Here is a 17,184-nt window from a genome sequence, read left to right as displayed (position 1 = left end):
AGTGATGAAAAAAAATAAAGAAAATCACAGCTCAAAGTTTATTTTAAATACATTAGCAACCAGCATGTTGTTAGTGAGTGGTCAAATTTATGCTTTAGAAGCTTTAACAGATGCTGATTTGAGTGCCGTCAATGGACAAGATGGGATCTCGATTCAAACTACGTTTAACGAAATTAATATTGATAATGCTTACTGGGATGACCATGCAGGAACGCCAACAAGTGCTGATCAGGTATTAAGGGCTCAAGCAAGTGGTGTAAAAGTCCAAAAAAGTAATGCATCTAGCCAAACTTTAAGCACTAATTATCGTTTAGATGTAGGAAGTAATCCGACTACGGGTAAAACTGGACTCGATTTTTCTATGCAAAGTAGTCCATCACTTATTACCGTAAATAGCGTTAAAGTTTGTAATAGCTCTGCTACATGCTCGCCAACTTTAGGGCAGTTGGCTATTCAAACAACTTCTCCTCTAAATTTGGCACTTACAACCCAAGATGGCTTATTTAATGCAAATAGCCAGTCAAGCATGACACTTGGTATTAATAATGCCAATATTTATCTAGGGCAATTGGATGCTCGCAGCCAGCTAAATCAGTTAATTTTAAGAAATTTTAACTTTAATTTTGTTGGTAAAGGGGCCATGTTGATTGACCCAACTCGTGGCTTAGTTTTACAGACAAATACTGGAACTAATGTTGCTGGTGTAGGGCAAACTCCGAATACTACCTATGGCTATGTTGATTTTAACCGTGTAGCAGATTCAGCTTCTGGTTTAACCGCGGGTACATATGTTGACAGTAACGGAAAAGTAACCAATTCAGGCCTGAATATTGAAGTGATGCTCAGCTCGAATGTAGATAAAACTAACCCTTATGCTTTAGATGCAACTAATAGCCCACAAAATGCGAAAGGTTTGATTCGTTTAGGTGCTAGCGGACGTATGGTAAATAGTTATCTACAACTTCGTGGGATAGATGGTACTGCGGATACCACTACTTTAGGCACCGCAAATACTGCAGCGGGTACAGGTTCAAGTAATAGTATTTTAGGTAATTCTGGCATTGCCTTTCGTATGAAAGGTGAATTCACCAAAGATAATGATTCAATGCTAGGCGCAGATGGTAAAGCAACCACTTTAGAAATTGGTGGAGCAGGACTAAATGCTTATGGTTTCGAGTTTGGTAATTTAACAGGACTTAACTCAGCTACGCGTGGTTATTTTGACAGCGGAAATATTTATCTAAATCTTGCTGATACAAAAACCTTATTAATGCCAAACAATGCAACCTTAAACGGAATCCGTTTAGGTAGTGGCACTTTAACCACAGCTGCTGATTATCAGCATAATATTCACCGTGATACGGTCACTAATCCATTCAGTTTAATTCTTGCAATGCGTGGAGCAGAGTTTCAAGCATTTTCAAGACGTGGTCGTTTTACGACAAGTGCGAATGTAGCTGCTGCCAATCAGTTTGCAGACAATGGTGCAAACAACCAATGGGGCTTAGCACTACCTTTTTATAACTTAAATGCTAATGCTGCTGTATATGGTTTAGACGCGCCAGCAAATAGCGCTTATTACTATACAAAAGATGCCAATGGTAAACCTGTTCAGAATGTTGTTGCGACATCTGGAACGACTTCACGTTTGGGTTTTGGTATTGCAGCTGGAACTACAGGACGTGATGCGACTGGAACCAAAACGACCTCAATTTTATTAATTGATGGTTCTCCAAATGCTAATAATGGCGGTAGTCCTACTGATTATTACATGGGGTTACGTAACATTGATATGTTCGTTAAAGGCAATGGAAGCATCGGTTTAGAAAATGGCAGTCTTAACATTAGTTTAAAAGAGATGCTACTTGCTTTATCAACCGAGATCGCAGCAGGTTATTTACCTGGAGCAAAATATAAAACTTGTCCAGCTACCGGTTCATGTACCTCACCAATTGATAACTTTGCCAGAAATAATGATGTCTTATTTGGTCTAAAACTGCGTTTAGGCGGAGATCTTAACTTATCGATCGTGCCAAACAGTTCAATTGCAGATGGTAGTGCTTTAACTGTACTGGGCGATTTCACCATGCCTGCCACAGCAACTGGAAATACGGTTCAAATTAGTGATCCGATCGATGGTTCTGCAATTGGCTTTGATAATATTACTGGAAAGCTTGCGTTTAATACTGCTTTAGTTGTGGGTAAAGACAGTGCAAGTGGTTTAGGTAAAGTTGGCGTAAATACGGCGGTTTATTTTAATCCTGATAAGAGTATTGACGGCGCATTACGTGTTAAAGATATTAACTTCTATCCTCCATCAACTGGTGCAGGTGCACGTTTAGGTGAGCTCGCAATTACTGGCGGTCGTTTAAATAGTAGTTTTAGTATTGTGCCTAGAAATGGTGCTTTTAACTAATCAAGAAAAGTGGCAGCCATTGCCACTTTTTATATGGTTTTTATTTTAATGTGATTAGATTTGCATTCGTCGGGTTATAGGGATAATTGCTTTGTACTTGAATATTATTCTGATAGTCTGAACAAATAATAAGCGTTTGTCTCTTAAGGATTAGAGCGACATGAAGAATAAAAATATAGGGTGCTGGTTGCTACTTGCCAGTAGTTCAAGTGTTTTTGCAATGCAGCCTTTAGATGATCAAAGTCTTGCGGCAGCAACGGGCCAAAATGGTTTAACCTTAGGTATTCAGGCTGATAAAGTTAAATTTAATCAAGTCGCTCTGATTGATACAAACGGTATTGCTTCAACTTCATATAACAGTAAGGCTGGCTTTGTCATTGCAGGAAATTCTACAAATCCAGTTCCTGGCATAGAGTTTATTAAAGCTGCTGTATCGAGTAATCCTTCTTTTAATATTGCAATGGATGTTGATGCTGGTGGTGGAAATCCTTTTTTAAATTTAGCAGTATCGATGGGGAGTGATGTAAACGGTATTCGACTTTTACCTTTTTCAATTTATTTAGCTCCAAGCGCATCTTTATCTAGTCCATCCGATTATGCTTTAACAAGTTATGCACCAAAATCAATTTTTAGTTCGGGAACGACAGTGAATACGGGTGTAAAAGAACTGATCCGTTCTACTGGTAATCTGGATATTAACTTTGTACAAACCAATAAACCTCGTTTAAATATTCAGCTTGGCCATGCTGCTCAATCAGTTATGGTTAAATTTGGAGGGGCAATTCAATCTATTTGTTCTGCTGCTGCGGGTTGTCCAATTACTTTAGTGTCCGATAATACGGGTGCTACATTCGGGTTTAAATTTGCTGGCACAAATACCTCAACAGGTTTTGTACTTGATGGTTTCTATGCAGGTGTTGATCCAACTGGATTAACTTTTGGAAATACAGGCGTATCAAGTAAATTTGATGCTTCACTTAATAATGTCACTTTAGGAAATATGGGTACTCAAAATACAACAACGTTTAATAATTTACCGAATGGCTCAATGGGGAGTTTTGGTGTCACTGGCGTTTCTGTAACCGACTTTAAAATGAAAGTAAGCGGCTTTTAAAAAAGAATAATAGCTTAACCTGAAATACGAAAGAGGGCGGTTGTAAAAACAATCGCCCTCTTTTTTTTTGACTATATTGCGTTAAATGTTTTCTGATCTGGTGTGTTCTAACTGTTGGACAATTTCATCCAAAGCTTTAATACGTTTTACTTGGTCCCATAAGTCTTTCGCTTGTGGATAGGCTTTCGTCATCATGCCTAACCATTGCTTATAACGACCCACCATACCAATTTCTGTCTTTGCCTGACCATTTAAAAAACGAATTTGTAAATCAACAAGTTGTTCCCAACTGAATAATGCCTCATTCATATTTTCACGAATACATTGGGTTAAATCTGGAGTCGTTACCGCACCACGGCCAATCATTAAGTCTTCACAACCAGACTGTTGCTGGCAAGCTTTAGCATCAGCATTGGTCCAGATTTCACCATTCGCAATGACATTAATTTTTAAAGCTTCTTTAATCGGTAGAATTTTTTCCCAATAAGCTGGTGGCGTATAGCCATCTGCTTTAGTACGAGCATGAACCGTTAACCAGCTTGCACCCGCATCTTCAACAGCGTGGGCATTTTCCATGGTGTGATTTTCATCGAGATAACCTAAACGCATTTTTGCTGAAACAGGAATGTGTGCAGGTACTGCATCTCTCACTGCTTTAATGAGCATATGTACAACATCAGGTTCATCAAGAAGAACAGAGCCGCCTCTGTGTCGGTTTACAGTTTTTGCAGGACAACCAAAATTAAGGTCGATTGCAGGAGCACCTAGTTCAACCACTTTTGCAGCATTTGCTGCCAGCATATCTGGGTTGTTACCTAAGAACTGGACATGAACAGGCGTTCCCGCAGCTGTTTTACCGTCGTTCTTTAACTCAGGGCAAAAACTATAGTAAATATGGTCTGGCAAAATGCTGTCTGTAACTCGAATAAACTCGGTCACACACCAGTCGAAATGACCAACAGATGTGAGTGTATCCCGCATGATCGGGTCAGTTAAACCTTCCATTGGAGCGAGTATGAGTTTCACAGTCTGTGTCACCTGAGCAAAAAGAAAACAGCGTTATACGGGATATGTATAACGCTGTCTAGTATCGAAGAAATTTTAATTTACTTAACGGCCCAAGATCATCTCAAGCACAAATTTACTGCCAATAAAACCAATCGCCAAAAGCACAAAACCAATTAAGGTAAAACGAATCGCTTTTTGACCTCGCCAGCCAAGTTTGTAATGGCCAATCAAGAGTGAGCCATAAATAAACCAAGAAATAATACTAAATACGGTTTTATGAGCAAGATGCTGTGCAAAGAAGCTATCGATCGTCAAGAAACCAAAAGTGAGTGCAATTGTTAATAAAATAAAGCCAGTAATGATCAGATCAAATAACAAAGACTCCATCGCCTGAATTGGCGGGAGTAAATTGACCCAAAAGCGTTTTTTTTGTTTCTTTTTGAGTTCACGATTTTGGAACCATAGCAAAATAGCGTGAATGGTTGCCATCAATAAAACTGCATAGGCAGAAAGTGAAAGAATAATATGAGTATCTAAGCCTAACGAATGCTGCTCAATAAATTGATCTGGCCGACTGAATCCAAAACCTAAAATTAGACCAATAGCCGCTACAGGAATGCCTAATAAATTTAGTGGTACAATGGGGCGAAAAATACTAAAAATTAAACTTAACAACAGCATAAGCCACGATGTAAACGATACTAAATTAAAAACATCGTAGTTAATTCCAGCTGGTGTCAGCATAGCATGGCATAAAACTGTACCGTGCAACAGGAGCGCCAAAGTCGCAACAAAAGCAAATAACCATGGGTTTGGTTCACGTTTTGACATTAAACGAATAAACAGATACCAGAAAGAAGTGGTATATGCGATGAGTGCCAAAATTGTGTAAACCAAGGGGAGGCTAATCATGTCAAACCTTTTTCAGGATTAATTCATCTATATAAGATATAAATTCGCTGCGAACTAAAGTATCCTATAGCATTCTATGCATAAATTTTCTATTTCGAGAAAGATTTTTTTGCAACTAGCCATTTTAAGCGGATTTTGCAATGTTTGATACCTTAACAGAACGACTCACACAGAGTTTAAGAAATGTTACTGGCTCAGGGCAGCTGACCGAAGACAATATTAAAGATACCTTACGTGAAGTACGTATGGCACTTCTTGAAGCCGATGTCGCGTTACCTGTAACTCGTGAATTTATCGCGAAAGTTAAGGAAGAGGCATTGGGCCAAGAAGTGATGACTCAGTTATCACCAGGCCAGGCATTTGTAAAAATCGTCTATGACGAACTCACCAAGATGATGGGTGAGGCGAATGAAACACTTGATTTAAGTGCTAAGCCTCCCGTTGTTGTATTACTTGCTGGTTTACAAGGTGCGGGTAAAACGACAACTGCCGCTAAGTTGGCACGTTTCTTAAAAGAACGTCAAAAGAAAAAAGTAATGACGGTTTCTGCCGACGTTTACCGTCCAGCAGCAATTAAGCAGTTAGAAACTGTGTCAGCAGAAGTTGGTGCAGGTTTTATTGCATCAGATGCTTCTGAAAAGCCAATTGATATCGTTAATCGTGCAATTGAACAAGCAAAAATCCAATTTGCTGATGTGTTAATTGTCGATACCGCAGGTCGTTTACATGTCGATGAAGACATGATGGACGAAATTAAAGAATTACATGCTGCCGTTAAGCCAACTGAAACCTTGTTCGTGGTTGATGCCATGACAGGTCAGGATGCTGCAAATACAGCTAAAGCGTTTAATGATGCATTGGCACTTACAGGTGTGATTCTTACTAAAACTGATGGTGATGCACGTGGTGGTGCAGCGCTTTCTGTACGTGCAATTACGGGTAAGCCAATCAAGTTCTTAGGTATGGGGGAGAAGCTTGATGCTTTAGAACCATTCCATCCAGATCGTGTTGCTCAACGTATTTTAGGCATGGGTGACGTACTGTCTTTAGTCGAGGAAGTTGAACGTAAAATCGACAAAGAAAAAGCCGAAAAAATGGCTAAAAAATTGCAAAAAGGCGGCAGCTTCAACTTTGAAGATATGCTGATGCAATTTGAGCAAATGAAAAGTATGGGCGGCATGATGGGCTTCTTAGATAAGTTGCCTGGCATGAGCGGTGCAGGAATTCAGCAGGCGATTGAGCAAGCGAACCCTGAAAAACAGGTCAAGAAAATGGAAGCTATTATCCAGTCAATGACCGTTAAAGAACGCCGTAATCCAGACTTGATGAACCCAAGTCGTAAAAAACGTATTGCCGCGGGTTGTGGTATGGATGTTGCTGAAGTGAATAAACTCATTAAGCAACAAGCTCAAATGGCTAAAATGATGAAAAAATTTGCGAATCCATCTGGTATGAGCAAAATGATGCGTTCATTAGGCAATATGCAAAAACAATTTGGTGGCGGCGGTGGTGGCGGAATGGGCCCACTGTTTGGCAACAACGACCAAAAGAAATAAACTTATAAAATAAAAGGCGCATATAGCGCCTTTTATTTTGTTCTGTGTTTTAGTCTTTAGGATAATGAGCAATATATTGTTGTAGTCCTTTGAGCAAAAGATCTGTTTCTACGACTGGATCATATTTTTTCAAGAACTTAGCAAAAAGAGGTGCATCTCCACCCGTAAGGAGCAATTTTTTAGGAGATTGCTGCATGATGCTTTCAATCGTGCTAATGAGACCTAGCAAAATACCGTGGTGTACTGCATCGACTGTGTTATTGCCCGGGTTTAAATTATCAAAAGCTGAGTCTGGAATTTTAATACCTTTAGTATTTTGAATGAGTGCATCGCGCTGCAAATATAAATTAGGGAGGATGTAACCACCTAAATGTTGTTTGCCTTGCGTTAAATCAATCGTAAGCGCTGTTCCACATCCAATAATGCAATAGTTTTCATCTGTTTGAGCTACAGCGAGTACTTGTAGCCAACGGTCAATCCCGAGCTGACTTGGAACTTCATAGCCGCACTTTAACTCAGCATATTCAGCATGCACTTTGGCAAAAACAACAGGAATTTCAAGCCATTTTAAGATCTGCTGAATACGTTGATTGTTTTCGGTATCGAGTACTGAAGAAATCCCAATGCGATGCAGACCTTGATGTTTAAAGTGTTGAATTAAACCTAATAATAAATCGGCGGGTGACTGTAAATGTAGCTCAGCTGCATGTTCAATAATCTGCTGATTTTTAGTAATCCAATACTTTAAACGGGTGTTTCCGATATCAAGCCATAAACTTTTCATGGAAGAACACCTATTTATTGATTCACTTGTGGTCTTAAGCGACCTTGATAAAACTGCTGAGGTTCAGGAGTCTCAAGAATTACTGCACCTTCATTGGATATTCCAACAAAACGACCATGAACCAGTCCCTGACTATGTTCGAACTGCACCAACTGATTAAGCCATGCAGCGTGGTGATTAAAACGTCCAGCCAAGTTGTAGCAACCATGATCAAACCAGCGAGCTGCATTTTGAATCGCCACATAAAGCTCTGAAATGAGTTCAAGACGACTCATTTGTTCTAGGCCTAAATCCTCTAGAGAGGTAATCGGTTGATCACTATCAGTCACTGGTGGTGTTTTTAAATTAATACCTACGCCCACAATAGCTTGATGCTGGGAAAGCGGTTCGACCAAAATTCCACCCCATTTTCCATGCGTACTATACAAATCATTTGGCCATTTCACTTGCAAATTCAGCGCTTGCAACTGCGGAATTTGCAGAATATTTAGAGCAACTTCAAGTGCTAAGCGACCATCTAAGGGTGTTCGAGTTTGCACCAATGTGCTTAAATAAATGTTTCCTTCAGGTGAAATCCATTGCCGTTGATGTTGACCTCGCCCTTGAGTTTGTTGAGCACTGCAAACCAAGCCCGTTGTAATGCCTTTTTGGGCAATTTCACGAATATCATCATTGGTCGAAGTTGTGGTTGCTTTTAATAAAACCACTTCTGGAAGCTGGTTTTTTGCGCTTAAAAGTTGTTGTAGTTGGCGAGTCTCTAAATCCATGTTGAATATGAGCAGAGTGGTAAAACATTTATGGAGTTAATCATATATTTACTCATTGGCGCAATTGCTGGTTTTACTGCCGGATTGTTTGGAGTTGGTGGTGGACTAATTATTGTACCAATCCTCTATGTCGTTTTTACCCAATTGCACTATGACCCTTCGGTAATCATGCATATTGCAGTCGGAACATCGCTTGCAACGATTATTGTGACATCGTTTAGTTCAGTTTCGGCCCATCATAAAAAGGGTGCAGTTCTTTGGCCTGTTTTTCGTAATTTAGCACCTGGACTGGTGATTGGTTCATTTTTAGGAGCGGGTATTGCCGATTTGATGTCTGGTCAGCATTTACAGCTCCTTATTGGTGTTTTTGCGGTTGTTATGGCCTATCGTATGTTTAAAGGGGCAAATGTGGTTGTTGACCCAACACGTCAGCTTCCTTCAACACCTATGCAATTTATGGCGGGTGGTGGCATTGGTATTGCCTCTGCAATTTTTGGTATTGGAGGCGGTAGCTTAACTGTTCCTTATTTAAACCGTCATGGCGTGGTCATGCAAAAAGCAGTCGCGACTTCTGCCGCTTGTGGTTTGCCAATCGCTATTGCGGGTGCAATTGGTTTTATGTGGTTTGGTGCCAAAGAACACATCTCTGTACCTAACACGATTGGTTATGTGCATATCTATGCGTTTATTGGCATTAGTGTCATGAGTTTTGTTACAGCGAAGTTTGGCGCAAAAGTTGCTCATGCGTTGTCACCACAAATGTTGAAAAAATGCTTTGCCTGTTTATTAGTGGTGGTGGGTAGTTATTTTATTTATAAAGGGATTATGCACTAGAAAATAAAATATTAATCTTGCTAGAACTACGATTTATGAGCTTGAGTTTTTAGAAATTCGAGCTTTTTTTATTCAATAAAATAAGAACATTTGGGGTTTTTATTCATCCGATTTTGGTGTTGTTTTTAAATGGGTTGGCTTAAAATGCAATAAAATTGTCAGACAATGACATAGTTTTTAATCGGTACGATCAGTTAAAAACAAGGATGCGAAAGAAAAGCATGGATTAATGCATATAAAAAGTAGCGGGTGATTTATGAATCTCGAAGAGACAGAAAGTCTTTCTGAGCAAATTGTCAAATATATTAGCGAACAGATCATTAGTGGTGAGCTGGTTGAAGGCGAGCGTATTCAAGAATTACGTATTGCCAAAGAGCTTGATGTAAGCCGAGGGTCAGTTCGTGAAGCATTGTTATTATTAGAGCGTACTCATTTAATTGAGATATTTCCACGCCGTGGGGCAATTGTTTCAGAAATGTCTGCGCAGCAGGTTAAAGCACTGTTTGACACAAACATGATGTTATTGGGGCATATTGTTCAACGCATCAGTGAAACATGGCGCGCACATGAAGCAGATCAATTACAGCTATTGTTGGAACAACTTCTTGAGCATGTAAAAGCAGGAGATATCGAAAAATTTTATGATGGTGTTTTTCAATATCTCGCTGAACAGCAAGATATGGTGGGCAATCCCTACCTAATGAAGTTCTATAAAGAGTTACTACCTTCACTACGTCGCAGTTATTTTTTGACCTTAAATACCTCTAAGCGGGAACTACAAGAAGCATTTGCATTATTTAAACTCGTGACTGATGCAATTTTGATCCGAAAATCACAACAAGCCGCTTTATTTATGGAAGATTTTTGTCGACACTTACGTAACCTTGTGTTGGAATCGCTGACACGAATGAAACAGATTGAATTGGCCTGGGCAAGACGCTCACGCCGCTAGTTAGGGCATTATGCGTTTAAGCAGTTTAAAACTTTCAGGCTTTAAATCTTTTGCAGATAGTACAACTTTAAATTTTAAGGCGAACCGCACAGCAGTGGTTGGTCCAAATGGTTGTGGCAAATCAAATGTAATTGATGCCATTCGTTGGGTGATGGGCGAATCAAATGCTCGTCAGCTACGTGGTGGTAGCATGCAAGATGTTATTTTCACAGGAACCTCCAAGCGTAAGCCAGTGGGCGTGGCGAGTGTTGAGCTACGTTTTGATAATACCTATGGCAAATTGGGCGGGTCATATAATGCTTATAATGAGCTCGCCGTTCGTCGTCAGGTTACACGTGAAGGTAAGTCCGAATATTTCTTAAATGGCACACGTTGTCGCCGTCGTGATATCACTGATATTTTCTTAGGAACAGGGTTAGGACCGCGTTCTTATGCAGTGATTGAACAAGGCATGATTAACCGTCTGGTTGATGCCAAACCTGAAGAAATGCGTATCTTTATTGAAGAGGCAGCAGGTGTTTCACGCTATCAAGCTCGTCGACGGGAGACTTTGCAACATCTTGAACATACTGAGCAAAACCTTTCACGTTTAGAAGATATTGCTCTCGAATTAAAATCGCAGCTTAAGACGCTTAAACGTCAATCAGAAGCAGCGGTTCAATATAAAACTCTAGAAAGCCAGATTCGTACCCTGAAAATTGAAATTCTATCTTTTCAGGCAGATAAAAGCGTACGCTTACAAGAAGAATATACAGTTCAAATGAATGAACTGGGTGAAACTTTTAAATTGGTTCGCTCAGAGTTAAGTACGATTGAACATGATTTAGAAGCAACCAGTGCTTTATTTCAGCGCCTCATTCAGCAATCTTCACCACTACAACAAGAGTGGCAACAAGCTGAAAAAAAATTATCTGAACTGAAAATGACTCTGGAACAAAAACAGAGTTTATACCAGCAAAATAGTATGACTCTCGTTCAGTTAGAACAGCAAAAATTCCAAACTAAAGAACGTTTACAACTTTCAGAATTACAACTTGAAACACTCAATAATCAGTTAGATGAACAAACTGAATCATTAACTGGAATTGAGCATACGGCAACGGAAGCTGAACAAAACTTTGTTGATTTACAATCTCAGCAAAAACAAGCACAGCAACAGTTTGAACAAATAAAAGCTCAGGTTGAAAAACAACAGCAGCAAAAAATGCAAATGTCTGCTCAAATTGAGCAATTAGGCAAAAATGTTCAACGCATTGAACAGCAAAAAGAAACGTTGCAACATCAAGCAAGTCAGATTCAATCGCATGTTCATGAAGATGAGCAGGGCGAGTTTGAGCAACTACAGCAGCAATTACGTCGTGAAATCTCGATGTTAGAGGCTGATATTGAGCAGTATGTGCAACAGATTGAACAGTCTCAACAAGCGCATCAGGCAACTAAAAATCAGCAACAAACACTGAAAACAGAAATACAGGTTTTATTATCTGAGCAGAAAAACTTAAGCCAGCTTGTTGCTAAACAAAGTCCAAAGCAAAACCAAGATACGCTACGTTTAATGCAGGCTCTAGAGTTAACGGAGCAGGGTAAGCCACATGCGCAGATTGTTGAAAAGTTTTTAGCAAAATGGTTGCAAGCTCATATTATTGAAACTGAACAAGCCTTTCAGGAAGGAATTGCTCGCCAGTTAAAACCTTCAGAGCAAATAAATCAATTTAAAGGTAATTTAGCCTGTTTAAATGACTGGATTGAGTCTCCACAACTATCAATCTTTTCGAATGTAGCAATTGCACAAGATTTGACGGTTGCTTTAAATGAGCAAAAGCAACTGCAACATGGTCAGTCTATTTTGACTTTAGATGGCTATCATGTCGGGCAGGATTGGGTGATTGCCCTTATGTATGATGACGAAAGTCAAAGTGCACAAGGTATGCTGAGCCATCGCATTCGTCTAGATGAAATTGAACACGCCCTTGAAAAGCAGCAACCTGAATTACAAGCATTAGATCAAATTTTAGTTCAGCAAAAAGATGAGCTAGTGCAGTTGCAGTCTGACTTGCAGCAGAAACAGCAAGTCGTTAAACAAAAACAAAAAGACTTACAACAGCTTGATGTGCAAATTGCTAAACAGCAAACCGCAGCACAAGCATTTTTACTGCAAAAACAACAATTGAAAGATCAGTTAGCTCAGTTAGACATGCAGCTTGAAGAAGATGCAATGCAGAAAGACGATCTGGAAATTGATTTACATGCTCTAGCAATCAAACTTGAAACCATTTTACCTGATTATAAAACTATGCAATTTCGGGTAGAAGAGTTAACAGAGCAGTTAGAGGAACAGCAACAAGCTCTACAACATCAGCAACAAGAACGCGAGATTTTACGTCGTAGTAGTACGCAAACCACTCAACAAATCGAGTTGCTTGAAAAAGATATCTCGTTCTTGCAGAGTCAATATCAGCAGATTAATGCTCAAATGGAGCAGGCGAAAAAATTTGTTGACCCTATTCAGTTAGAGTTACCAAATCTTGAGTCAGAATTTCAGCAACAATTTGCTCAAACTGAAAAGTTGCAAAAGAACTGGAATGAATGGCAGCTTGAACTCAATAGTGTGCAGGAAAAACAACAAACCCTGACAGATCAGCGTCATCAATATCAACAAAAAGATGAACAACTCAGAGAGCAACTTGAAGAAAAGCGTTTGGCATGGCAAGCGGCTAAGTCAGATCGTGAACATTACCAAGAGCAACTCAAAGAGTTAAATGCTGAGATCCAAAAGGGCTTACAAATCGATTTAACTGAGCACCAGCAAAAACTGGAAAAAGTACAGAAACAGTTTGAAAAAATCGGTGCGGTAAACCTTGCAGCTTCACAAGAATTTGAAGAGGTTTCTCAGCGTTTTGATGAGTTGAGTCACCAGATTCAAGATTTGGAAAATACGGTAACTCAACTAAAAGATGCGATGAAAAGCATTGATCAGGAAACCCGTAAGTTGTTTATGACAACGTTTGATCAGATTAATCAAGAGTTGCAAAATCTGTTTCCAAAGGTCTTTAATGGTGGCGAAGCGAGTTTAAGCCTTGAAGATGACTGGCAATCTGGTGTTAAACTGATGGCAAGACCACCTGGTAAAAAAAATAGTTCTCTAGCATTACTTTCCGGTGGAGAAAAGGCTTTAACAGCGTTAGCATTAGTATTTGCGATTTTTAGATTAAATCCGGCACCGTTCTGTGTGTTAGATGAAGTGGACGCACCACTTGATGATGCGAATGTTCAGAGATATTGTAATTTGGTAAAAGAGCTTTCTGAACATGTACAATTCATTTACATTACACATAATAAGCTGGCGATGACCATGGCAACTGATTTGTTGGGTGTGACCATGCCTGAACCGGGTACATCAAAATTAGTCACTGTCGATTTAGAACAGGCAAAAGAATACGGGTTAGTTTCGGAGTCATAGAATGGAAATCAATACGATTATTGGCATCGTTGTCGCCATTATTATTATGCTAATTGGCTTAAAAATGATTTTAAAAAAGTCAAACCATGCCGAACCCTCATTAGACAGTGATTTGCATATTAATCCTGATAGTAATCAACCAGTTATACCTAGACATGTGCGGGATCAGCTTGAACAAGCTGAAGCTGAACGTGTATCGGCAACTAGTACAGAGCGAGTAGAGCCGACGTTAAATGAATCTGCATCGGTAGAAACTAGTACAACAAAACAAACAGAAACTTTGGCTGTAGAACCTGCTCAATCAATTTCAACCGAATCAACTCAACCCGCTGTTGAAAATTCTTCAGACCAAATTAAATCTGAAGAAACTGTAAAAAGTTCTACCATTAACACAGACAGTTCAGCTGAGTTAGTTGGTACGGTTTCTGTTAAATCAGAAATTGAAGCTTTATCAGAAGAAAACTTGAAATCTGAAAGTGAAAAAACTGAGCCTGAGTTGAGTTTAAACCCAAATATTGAAACTGCCGAAATTGCTGAATTTGAAGGCGAGAGTAATATTCTGGATGTACATTTGCATGAACAGCAACGCTATGATGATGAAAGTGCATTAGCGATGGCTGAACAGATTATTGCTTTAAATGTCTATCCGAACCCACGTCGCGCGTTGTCTGGCGATAAAGCACTTAAAGTATTGTTAAAATACGGTTTACGTTATGGCGAAATGTCGTGTTTCCATCGCTATGAAAATACGGATGAGCCGAGCGTACTGATGTTTTCAGTATTACGTATGACTGACAATGGACCAGCTGGGTTTGATCTTGAAACGTTGTCTAGTGAACAAGTTCAAGGGTTGGCATTTTTCCTTGCGCTTCCAAACAGTAAAGCCGTGACTGGTTTTGACATGATGGCGAGTATTGCAGGTTTAATTGCTCGTGAAATTGATGGCAAAGTTTATGATGAAAATAATCTTGAATTTACACCACAGTTAAAAGAGCACTGGCGTCATCATGTGATTGATTATCGTCCGGCACATGCGACTGCCTAGTTTTATTTTTTTACGTTCGTTGCGATAATTGCAACATATCTAGTCGCAGCTCAGGGTGGAGAAATTTCCACCCTTTTTTATGGTGAATAACATAATGGCAACAACTTCCGTGATCGAACAGATGCGTCAGCTTATTCAACTGATTGCAAAGCATAACCACGCCTATTATGTGATGGATCAGCCGACAATCTCGGACAGTGAATATGATCATTTATTTCACCAGTTAAAAGCTTTAGAAGAGCAATATCCTGATCAGGTTCAATCAGATTCTCCAACGACAAAGGTAGGCGGCCAAGCACTCTCTAAATTTCAAAGTGTGACTCATGTCGTTCCGATGCTTTCTTTGGGGAATGTTTTTAATCAGGAAGACTTATTTGCATTTGCTCGCCGTGTTGAAGAGCGTTTGCCTAACCAAAAAGTACAATATGAAGTAGAACTAAAACTTGATGGTCTTGCGATTTCGCTTTGGTATGAAAACGGTGTGTTAATACGTGGTGTTACACGTGGTGACGGCGAAACTGGAGAAGACATTACCCAAAACGTCAAAACGATTCGTAACTTGCCTAAAGTGTTGCATTCAGATCACTTTGAAATTCCACGTTTGCTTGAAGTCCGTGGTGAAGTGCTCATGCCAAAGTCTGGCTTTGAAAAACTTAATGCTGATCAAGAAGCAAAAGGTGAGAAAACGTTTGCCAACCCACGTAATGCCGCAGCAGGTAGTTTAAGACAGCTCGACCCGAATATTGCTGCTAGTAGACCTTTAGCGTTTTATGCGTATGGTATTGCCCAGTGCGAACCAAATCATAGCTTAACCACCATGCACGACAGCCTACAATGGCTCACACAACTTGGATTTGAAATTGCTGAGCGTCAATATCTATGTAATTCAATTCAAGAAGTACAGCAGCGTTATGAGCAAATTCAGCAAGAGCGTCCAGATCTACAAGTTGAAATTGATGGAATGGTCGTAAAGGTTGATGACTTAAAACAACAACAACAACTTGGTTTCTTAAGTCGTGAGCCACGTTGGGCAACGGCCTATAAATTCCCTGCACAAGCTGCATTAACTACAGTTGATCAGATTGATTGGCAAGTAGGGCGTACTGGTACTTTAACCCCTGTAGCGCGTTTAAACCCTGTATTTGTAGGGGGAGTAACGGTTTCCAACGTAACTTTACATAATATTGGTGAAATCCATCGTCTAGATGTACGTGTTGGCGATACGGTTAGTGTTTATCGTACGGGCGATGTTATTCCTAAAGTAGAAAAAGTTTGGCCAGAATTCCGTTCACCTGATGCTGAAATTGTACATTTACCTGAAAGCTGTCCTGTTTGTGCTTCACCAGTTGTAATGCCTGAGGGGGAAGCTTTAGCACGTTGTTCTGGTGGTCTTTACTGTGCTGCTCAGCGAATTGAAGCGATTCGTCACTTTGTATCACGTAAAGCTCTGGATATTGAAGGTTTAGGAGACCGCTGGGTAGAGTCTTTATTACACCTCGATTTACTTAAAGATGTTGCCGACATTTACCATTTGCATGAGCACCGAGAAACTTTGCTCGGTATTGAAAAAATGGGTGAGAAATCGGTACAAAATCTGATTGATGCCATTGAAGCCAGTAAGAAGACAACGCTTGCTCGTTTTATTTATGCACTGGGAATTCGTGGGGTGGGTGAAACAACGGCTAGAATGTTGGCCAATACTTTCCAAACTCTAGAAGCGCTTAAAGCTGCTGATGTTGAAGCTTTAAAGAAAACTCCAGATGTCGGTGATATTACCGCAGAGTGGATTGCTGACTTTTTCTTGGCACCACATAACATTGAAGTGCTTGATCGCTTAATTGCAGCCGGAATTCATTGGGATGCGCCAACAGCTCCAACACGTCAGCCGTTAAATGGTGAAAGCTGGGTGTTAACAGGCACATTAGAGCAAATGACCCGTGATCAAGCGACTCAAATGCTACAAGCATTAGGTGCGCGTGTAAGTGGCAGCGTATCCAGCAAGACCAAATGCGTTGTTGCGGGCGAGAAGGCTGGTTCGAAATTAGAAAAAGCAGCAAAACTTGGTATTGCTGTTATGAATGAGACTGATTTCTTATCACTTATGGCGAGCTACGGGCAGACTTTAAGCGAATAGGTCTACCGAAATAAGAACCATTGATTTTAGTTACAAATTTATAAATTGATGGTTTAAGTTATATTTTAACGCTTGTTTGAGCTTATAAATCAGACAAGCGTTTCTTTTTGCACAGGAAATTTAAATAACTTAAACTGCAAATGCGTATGTTTCTCATTTTAATTTGATAAAAATCATAAACTTAACTATTTTTTATTTTGCA

General features: G+C 39.7%; 12 protein-coding genes. 8 read left to right on the top strand and 4 right to left on the bottom strand.

Translation table 11 applies throughout. The annotated features are described in order from the left end of the window. Positions 1–4: 4 nt before the first annotated feature. Together QLG01_RS06500 and QLG01_RS06495 are read left to right on the top strand one after the other, a co-directional pair. Complete coding sequence (locus QLG01_RS06500) at positions 5–2,416, top strand: DUF6160 family protein (RefSeq protein WP_282496050.1); 2,412 nt, start codon at positions 5–7, stop codon at positions 2,414–2,416. Between the two features lie 160 nt (positions 2,417–2,576). Then, positions 2,577–3,530: a DUF6160 family protein gene (locus tag QLG01_RS06495; protein WP_005303022.1), complete on the top strand. Its 954-nt coding sequence runs from the start codon at positions 2,577–2,579 to the stop codon at positions 3,528–3,530. Between the two features lie 81 nt (positions 3,531–3,611). Here QLG01_RS06495 and QLG01_RS06490 read toward each other — a convergent pair whose 3' ends face one another. Beyond that, on the bottom strand, positions 3,612–4,556 hold the full coding sequence (locus QLG01_RS06490; protein WP_005303024.1) for a tRNA-dihydrouridine synthase: 945 nt from the start codon (positions 4,554–4,556) through the stop codon (positions 3,612–3,614). 84 nt (positions 4,557–4,640) lie between these two features. Continuing rightward, the gene (gene ccsA, locus QLG01_RS06485) at positions 4,641–5,450 is read right to left on the bottom strand and encodes a cytochrome c biogenesis protein CcsA (protein WP_013198819.1); all 810 of its coding nucleotides are present in this window, start codon (positions 5,448–5,450) and stop codon (positions 4,641–4,643) included. Between the two features lie 140 nt (positions 5,451–5,590). Between ccsA and ffh the strand changes: the two genes are divergently transcribed. After that, entirely contained in the window at positions 5,591–7,006 is a 1,416-nt protein-coding gene (gene ffh, locus QLG01_RS06480) for a signal recognition particle protein (protein ID WP_004794257.1), read from the top strand. Between the two features lie 49 nt (positions 7,007–7,055). Here ffh and QLG01_RS06475 read toward each other — a convergent pair whose 3' ends face one another. Together QLG01_RS06475 and QLG01_RS06470 are read right to left on the bottom strand one after the other, a co-directional pair. Further along, positions 7,056–7,790 carry a pantothenate kinase gene (locus tag QLG01_RS06475; protein WP_107881849.1) on the bottom strand — a complete coding sequence of 245 codons (735 nt, stop codon included), beginning with the start codon at positions 7,788–7,790 and terminating at the stop codon, positions 7,056–7,058. Between the two features lie 14 nt (positions 7,791–7,804). Continuing rightward, positions 7,805–8,557, bottom strand: coding sequence for a biotin--[acetyl-CoA-carboxylase] ligase (locus tag QLG01_RS06470; protein WP_009393886.1), 753 nt, complete (start codon positions 8,555–8,557; stop codon positions 7,805–7,807). 30 nt (positions 8,558–8,587) lie between these two features. Here QLG01_RS06470 and QLG01_RS06465 point away from each other — a divergent pair, with 30 nt between their 5' ends. The 5 genes from QLG01_RS06465 (at position 8,588) to ligA (ending at position 16,982) form a co-directional block, all read left to right on the top strand. Further along, on the top strand, positions 8,588–9,391 hold the full coding sequence (locus tag QLG01_RS06465) for a sulfite exporter TauE/SafE family protein (protein WP_267531515.1): 804 nt from the start codon (positions 8,588–8,590) through the stop codon (positions 9,389–9,391). A gap of 256 nt (positions 9,392–9,647) precedes the next feature. Further along, the gene (locus QLG01_RS06460; protein ID WP_042896883.1) at positions 9,648–10,343 is read left to right on the top strand and encodes a GntR family transcriptional regulator; all 696 of its coding nucleotides are present in this window, start codon (positions 9,648–9,650) and stop codon (positions 10,341–10,343) included. Between the two features lie 10 nt (positions 10,344–10,353). After that, positions 10,354–13,803 carry a chromosome segregation protein SMC gene (smc, locus tag QLG01_RS06455; RefSeq protein ID WP_282496049.1) on the top strand — a complete coding sequence of 1,150 codons (3,450 nt, stop codon included), beginning with the start codon at positions 10,354–10,356 and terminating at the stop codon, positions 13,801–13,803. A gap of 1 nt (position 13,804) precedes the next feature. Beyond that, positions 13,805–14,848, top strand: a complete 1,044-nt coding sequence (locus QLG01_RS06450) for a cell division protein ZipA C-terminal FtsZ-binding domain-containing protein (RefSeq protein WP_198307581.1) — start codon at positions 13,805–13,807, stop codon at positions 14,846–14,848. A gap of 94 nt (positions 14,849–14,942) precedes the next feature. Next, positions 14,943–16,982 (top strand): NAD-dependent DNA ligase LigA, encoded by a 2,040-nt coding sequence (gene ligA / locus QLG01_RS06445; RefSeq protein ID WP_192836476.1) that lies wholly within the window; start codon positions 14,943–14,945, stop codon positions 16,980–16,982. Positions 16,983–17,184: the final 202 nt, after the last annotated feature.

Origin of the sequence: Acinetobacter sp. V89_4, from assembly GCF_029967875.1 — a bacterium.
GTDB classification, from domain to species: Bacteria; Pseudomonadota; Gammaproteobacteria; order Pseudomonadales; family Moraxellaceae; genus Acinetobacter; species Acinetobacter oleivorans.
The sequence above is the reverse complement of the archived record's forward strand: the minus strand, read 5'-3'. Positions and strand labels throughout refer to the sequence as shown.

Coding starts and splice junctions, on each gene's coding strand:
- ffh (WP_004794257.1), top strand. CDS start 5,591: ATGTTTGATACCTTAACAGAACGACTCACACAGAGTTTAAGAAATGTT.
- QLG01_RS06460 (WP_042896883.1), top strand. CDS start 9,648: ATGAATCTCGAAGAGACAGAAAGTCTTTCTGAGCAAATTGTCAAATAT.
- QLG01_RS06470 (WP_009393886.1), bottom strand. CDS start 8,557: ATGGATTTAGAGACTCGCCAACTACAACAACTTTTAAGCGCAAAAAAC.
- ligA (WP_192836476.1), top strand. CDS start 14,943: ATGGCAACAACTTCCGTGATCGAACAGATGCGTCAGCTTATTCAACTG.
- QLG01_RS06475 (WP_107881849.1), bottom strand. CDS start 7,790: ATGAAAAGTTTATGGCTTGATATCGGAAACACCCGTTTAAAGTATTGG.
- smc (WP_282496049.1), top strand. CDS start 10,354: ATGCGTTTAAGCAGTTTAAAACTTTCAGGCTTTAAATCTTTTGCAGAT.
- QLG01_RS06495 (WP_005303022.1), top strand. CDS start 2,577: ATGAAGAATAAAAATATAGGGTGCTGGTTGCTACTTGCCAGTAGTTCA.
- QLG01_RS06450 (WP_198307581.1), top strand. CDS start 13,805: ATGGAAATCAATACGATTATTGGCATCGTTGTCGCCATTATTATTATG.
- QLG01_RS06465 (WP_267531515.1), top strand. CDS start 8,588: ATGGAGTTAATCATATATTTACTCATTGGCGCAATTGCTGGTTTTACT.
- ccsA (WP_013198819.1), bottom strand. CDS start 5,450: ATGATTAGCCTCCCCTTGGTTTACACAATTTTGGCACTCATCGCATAT.
- QLG01_RS06500 (WP_282496050.1), top strand. CDS start 5: ATGAAAAAAAATAAAGAAAATCACAGCTCAAAGTTTATTTTAAATACA.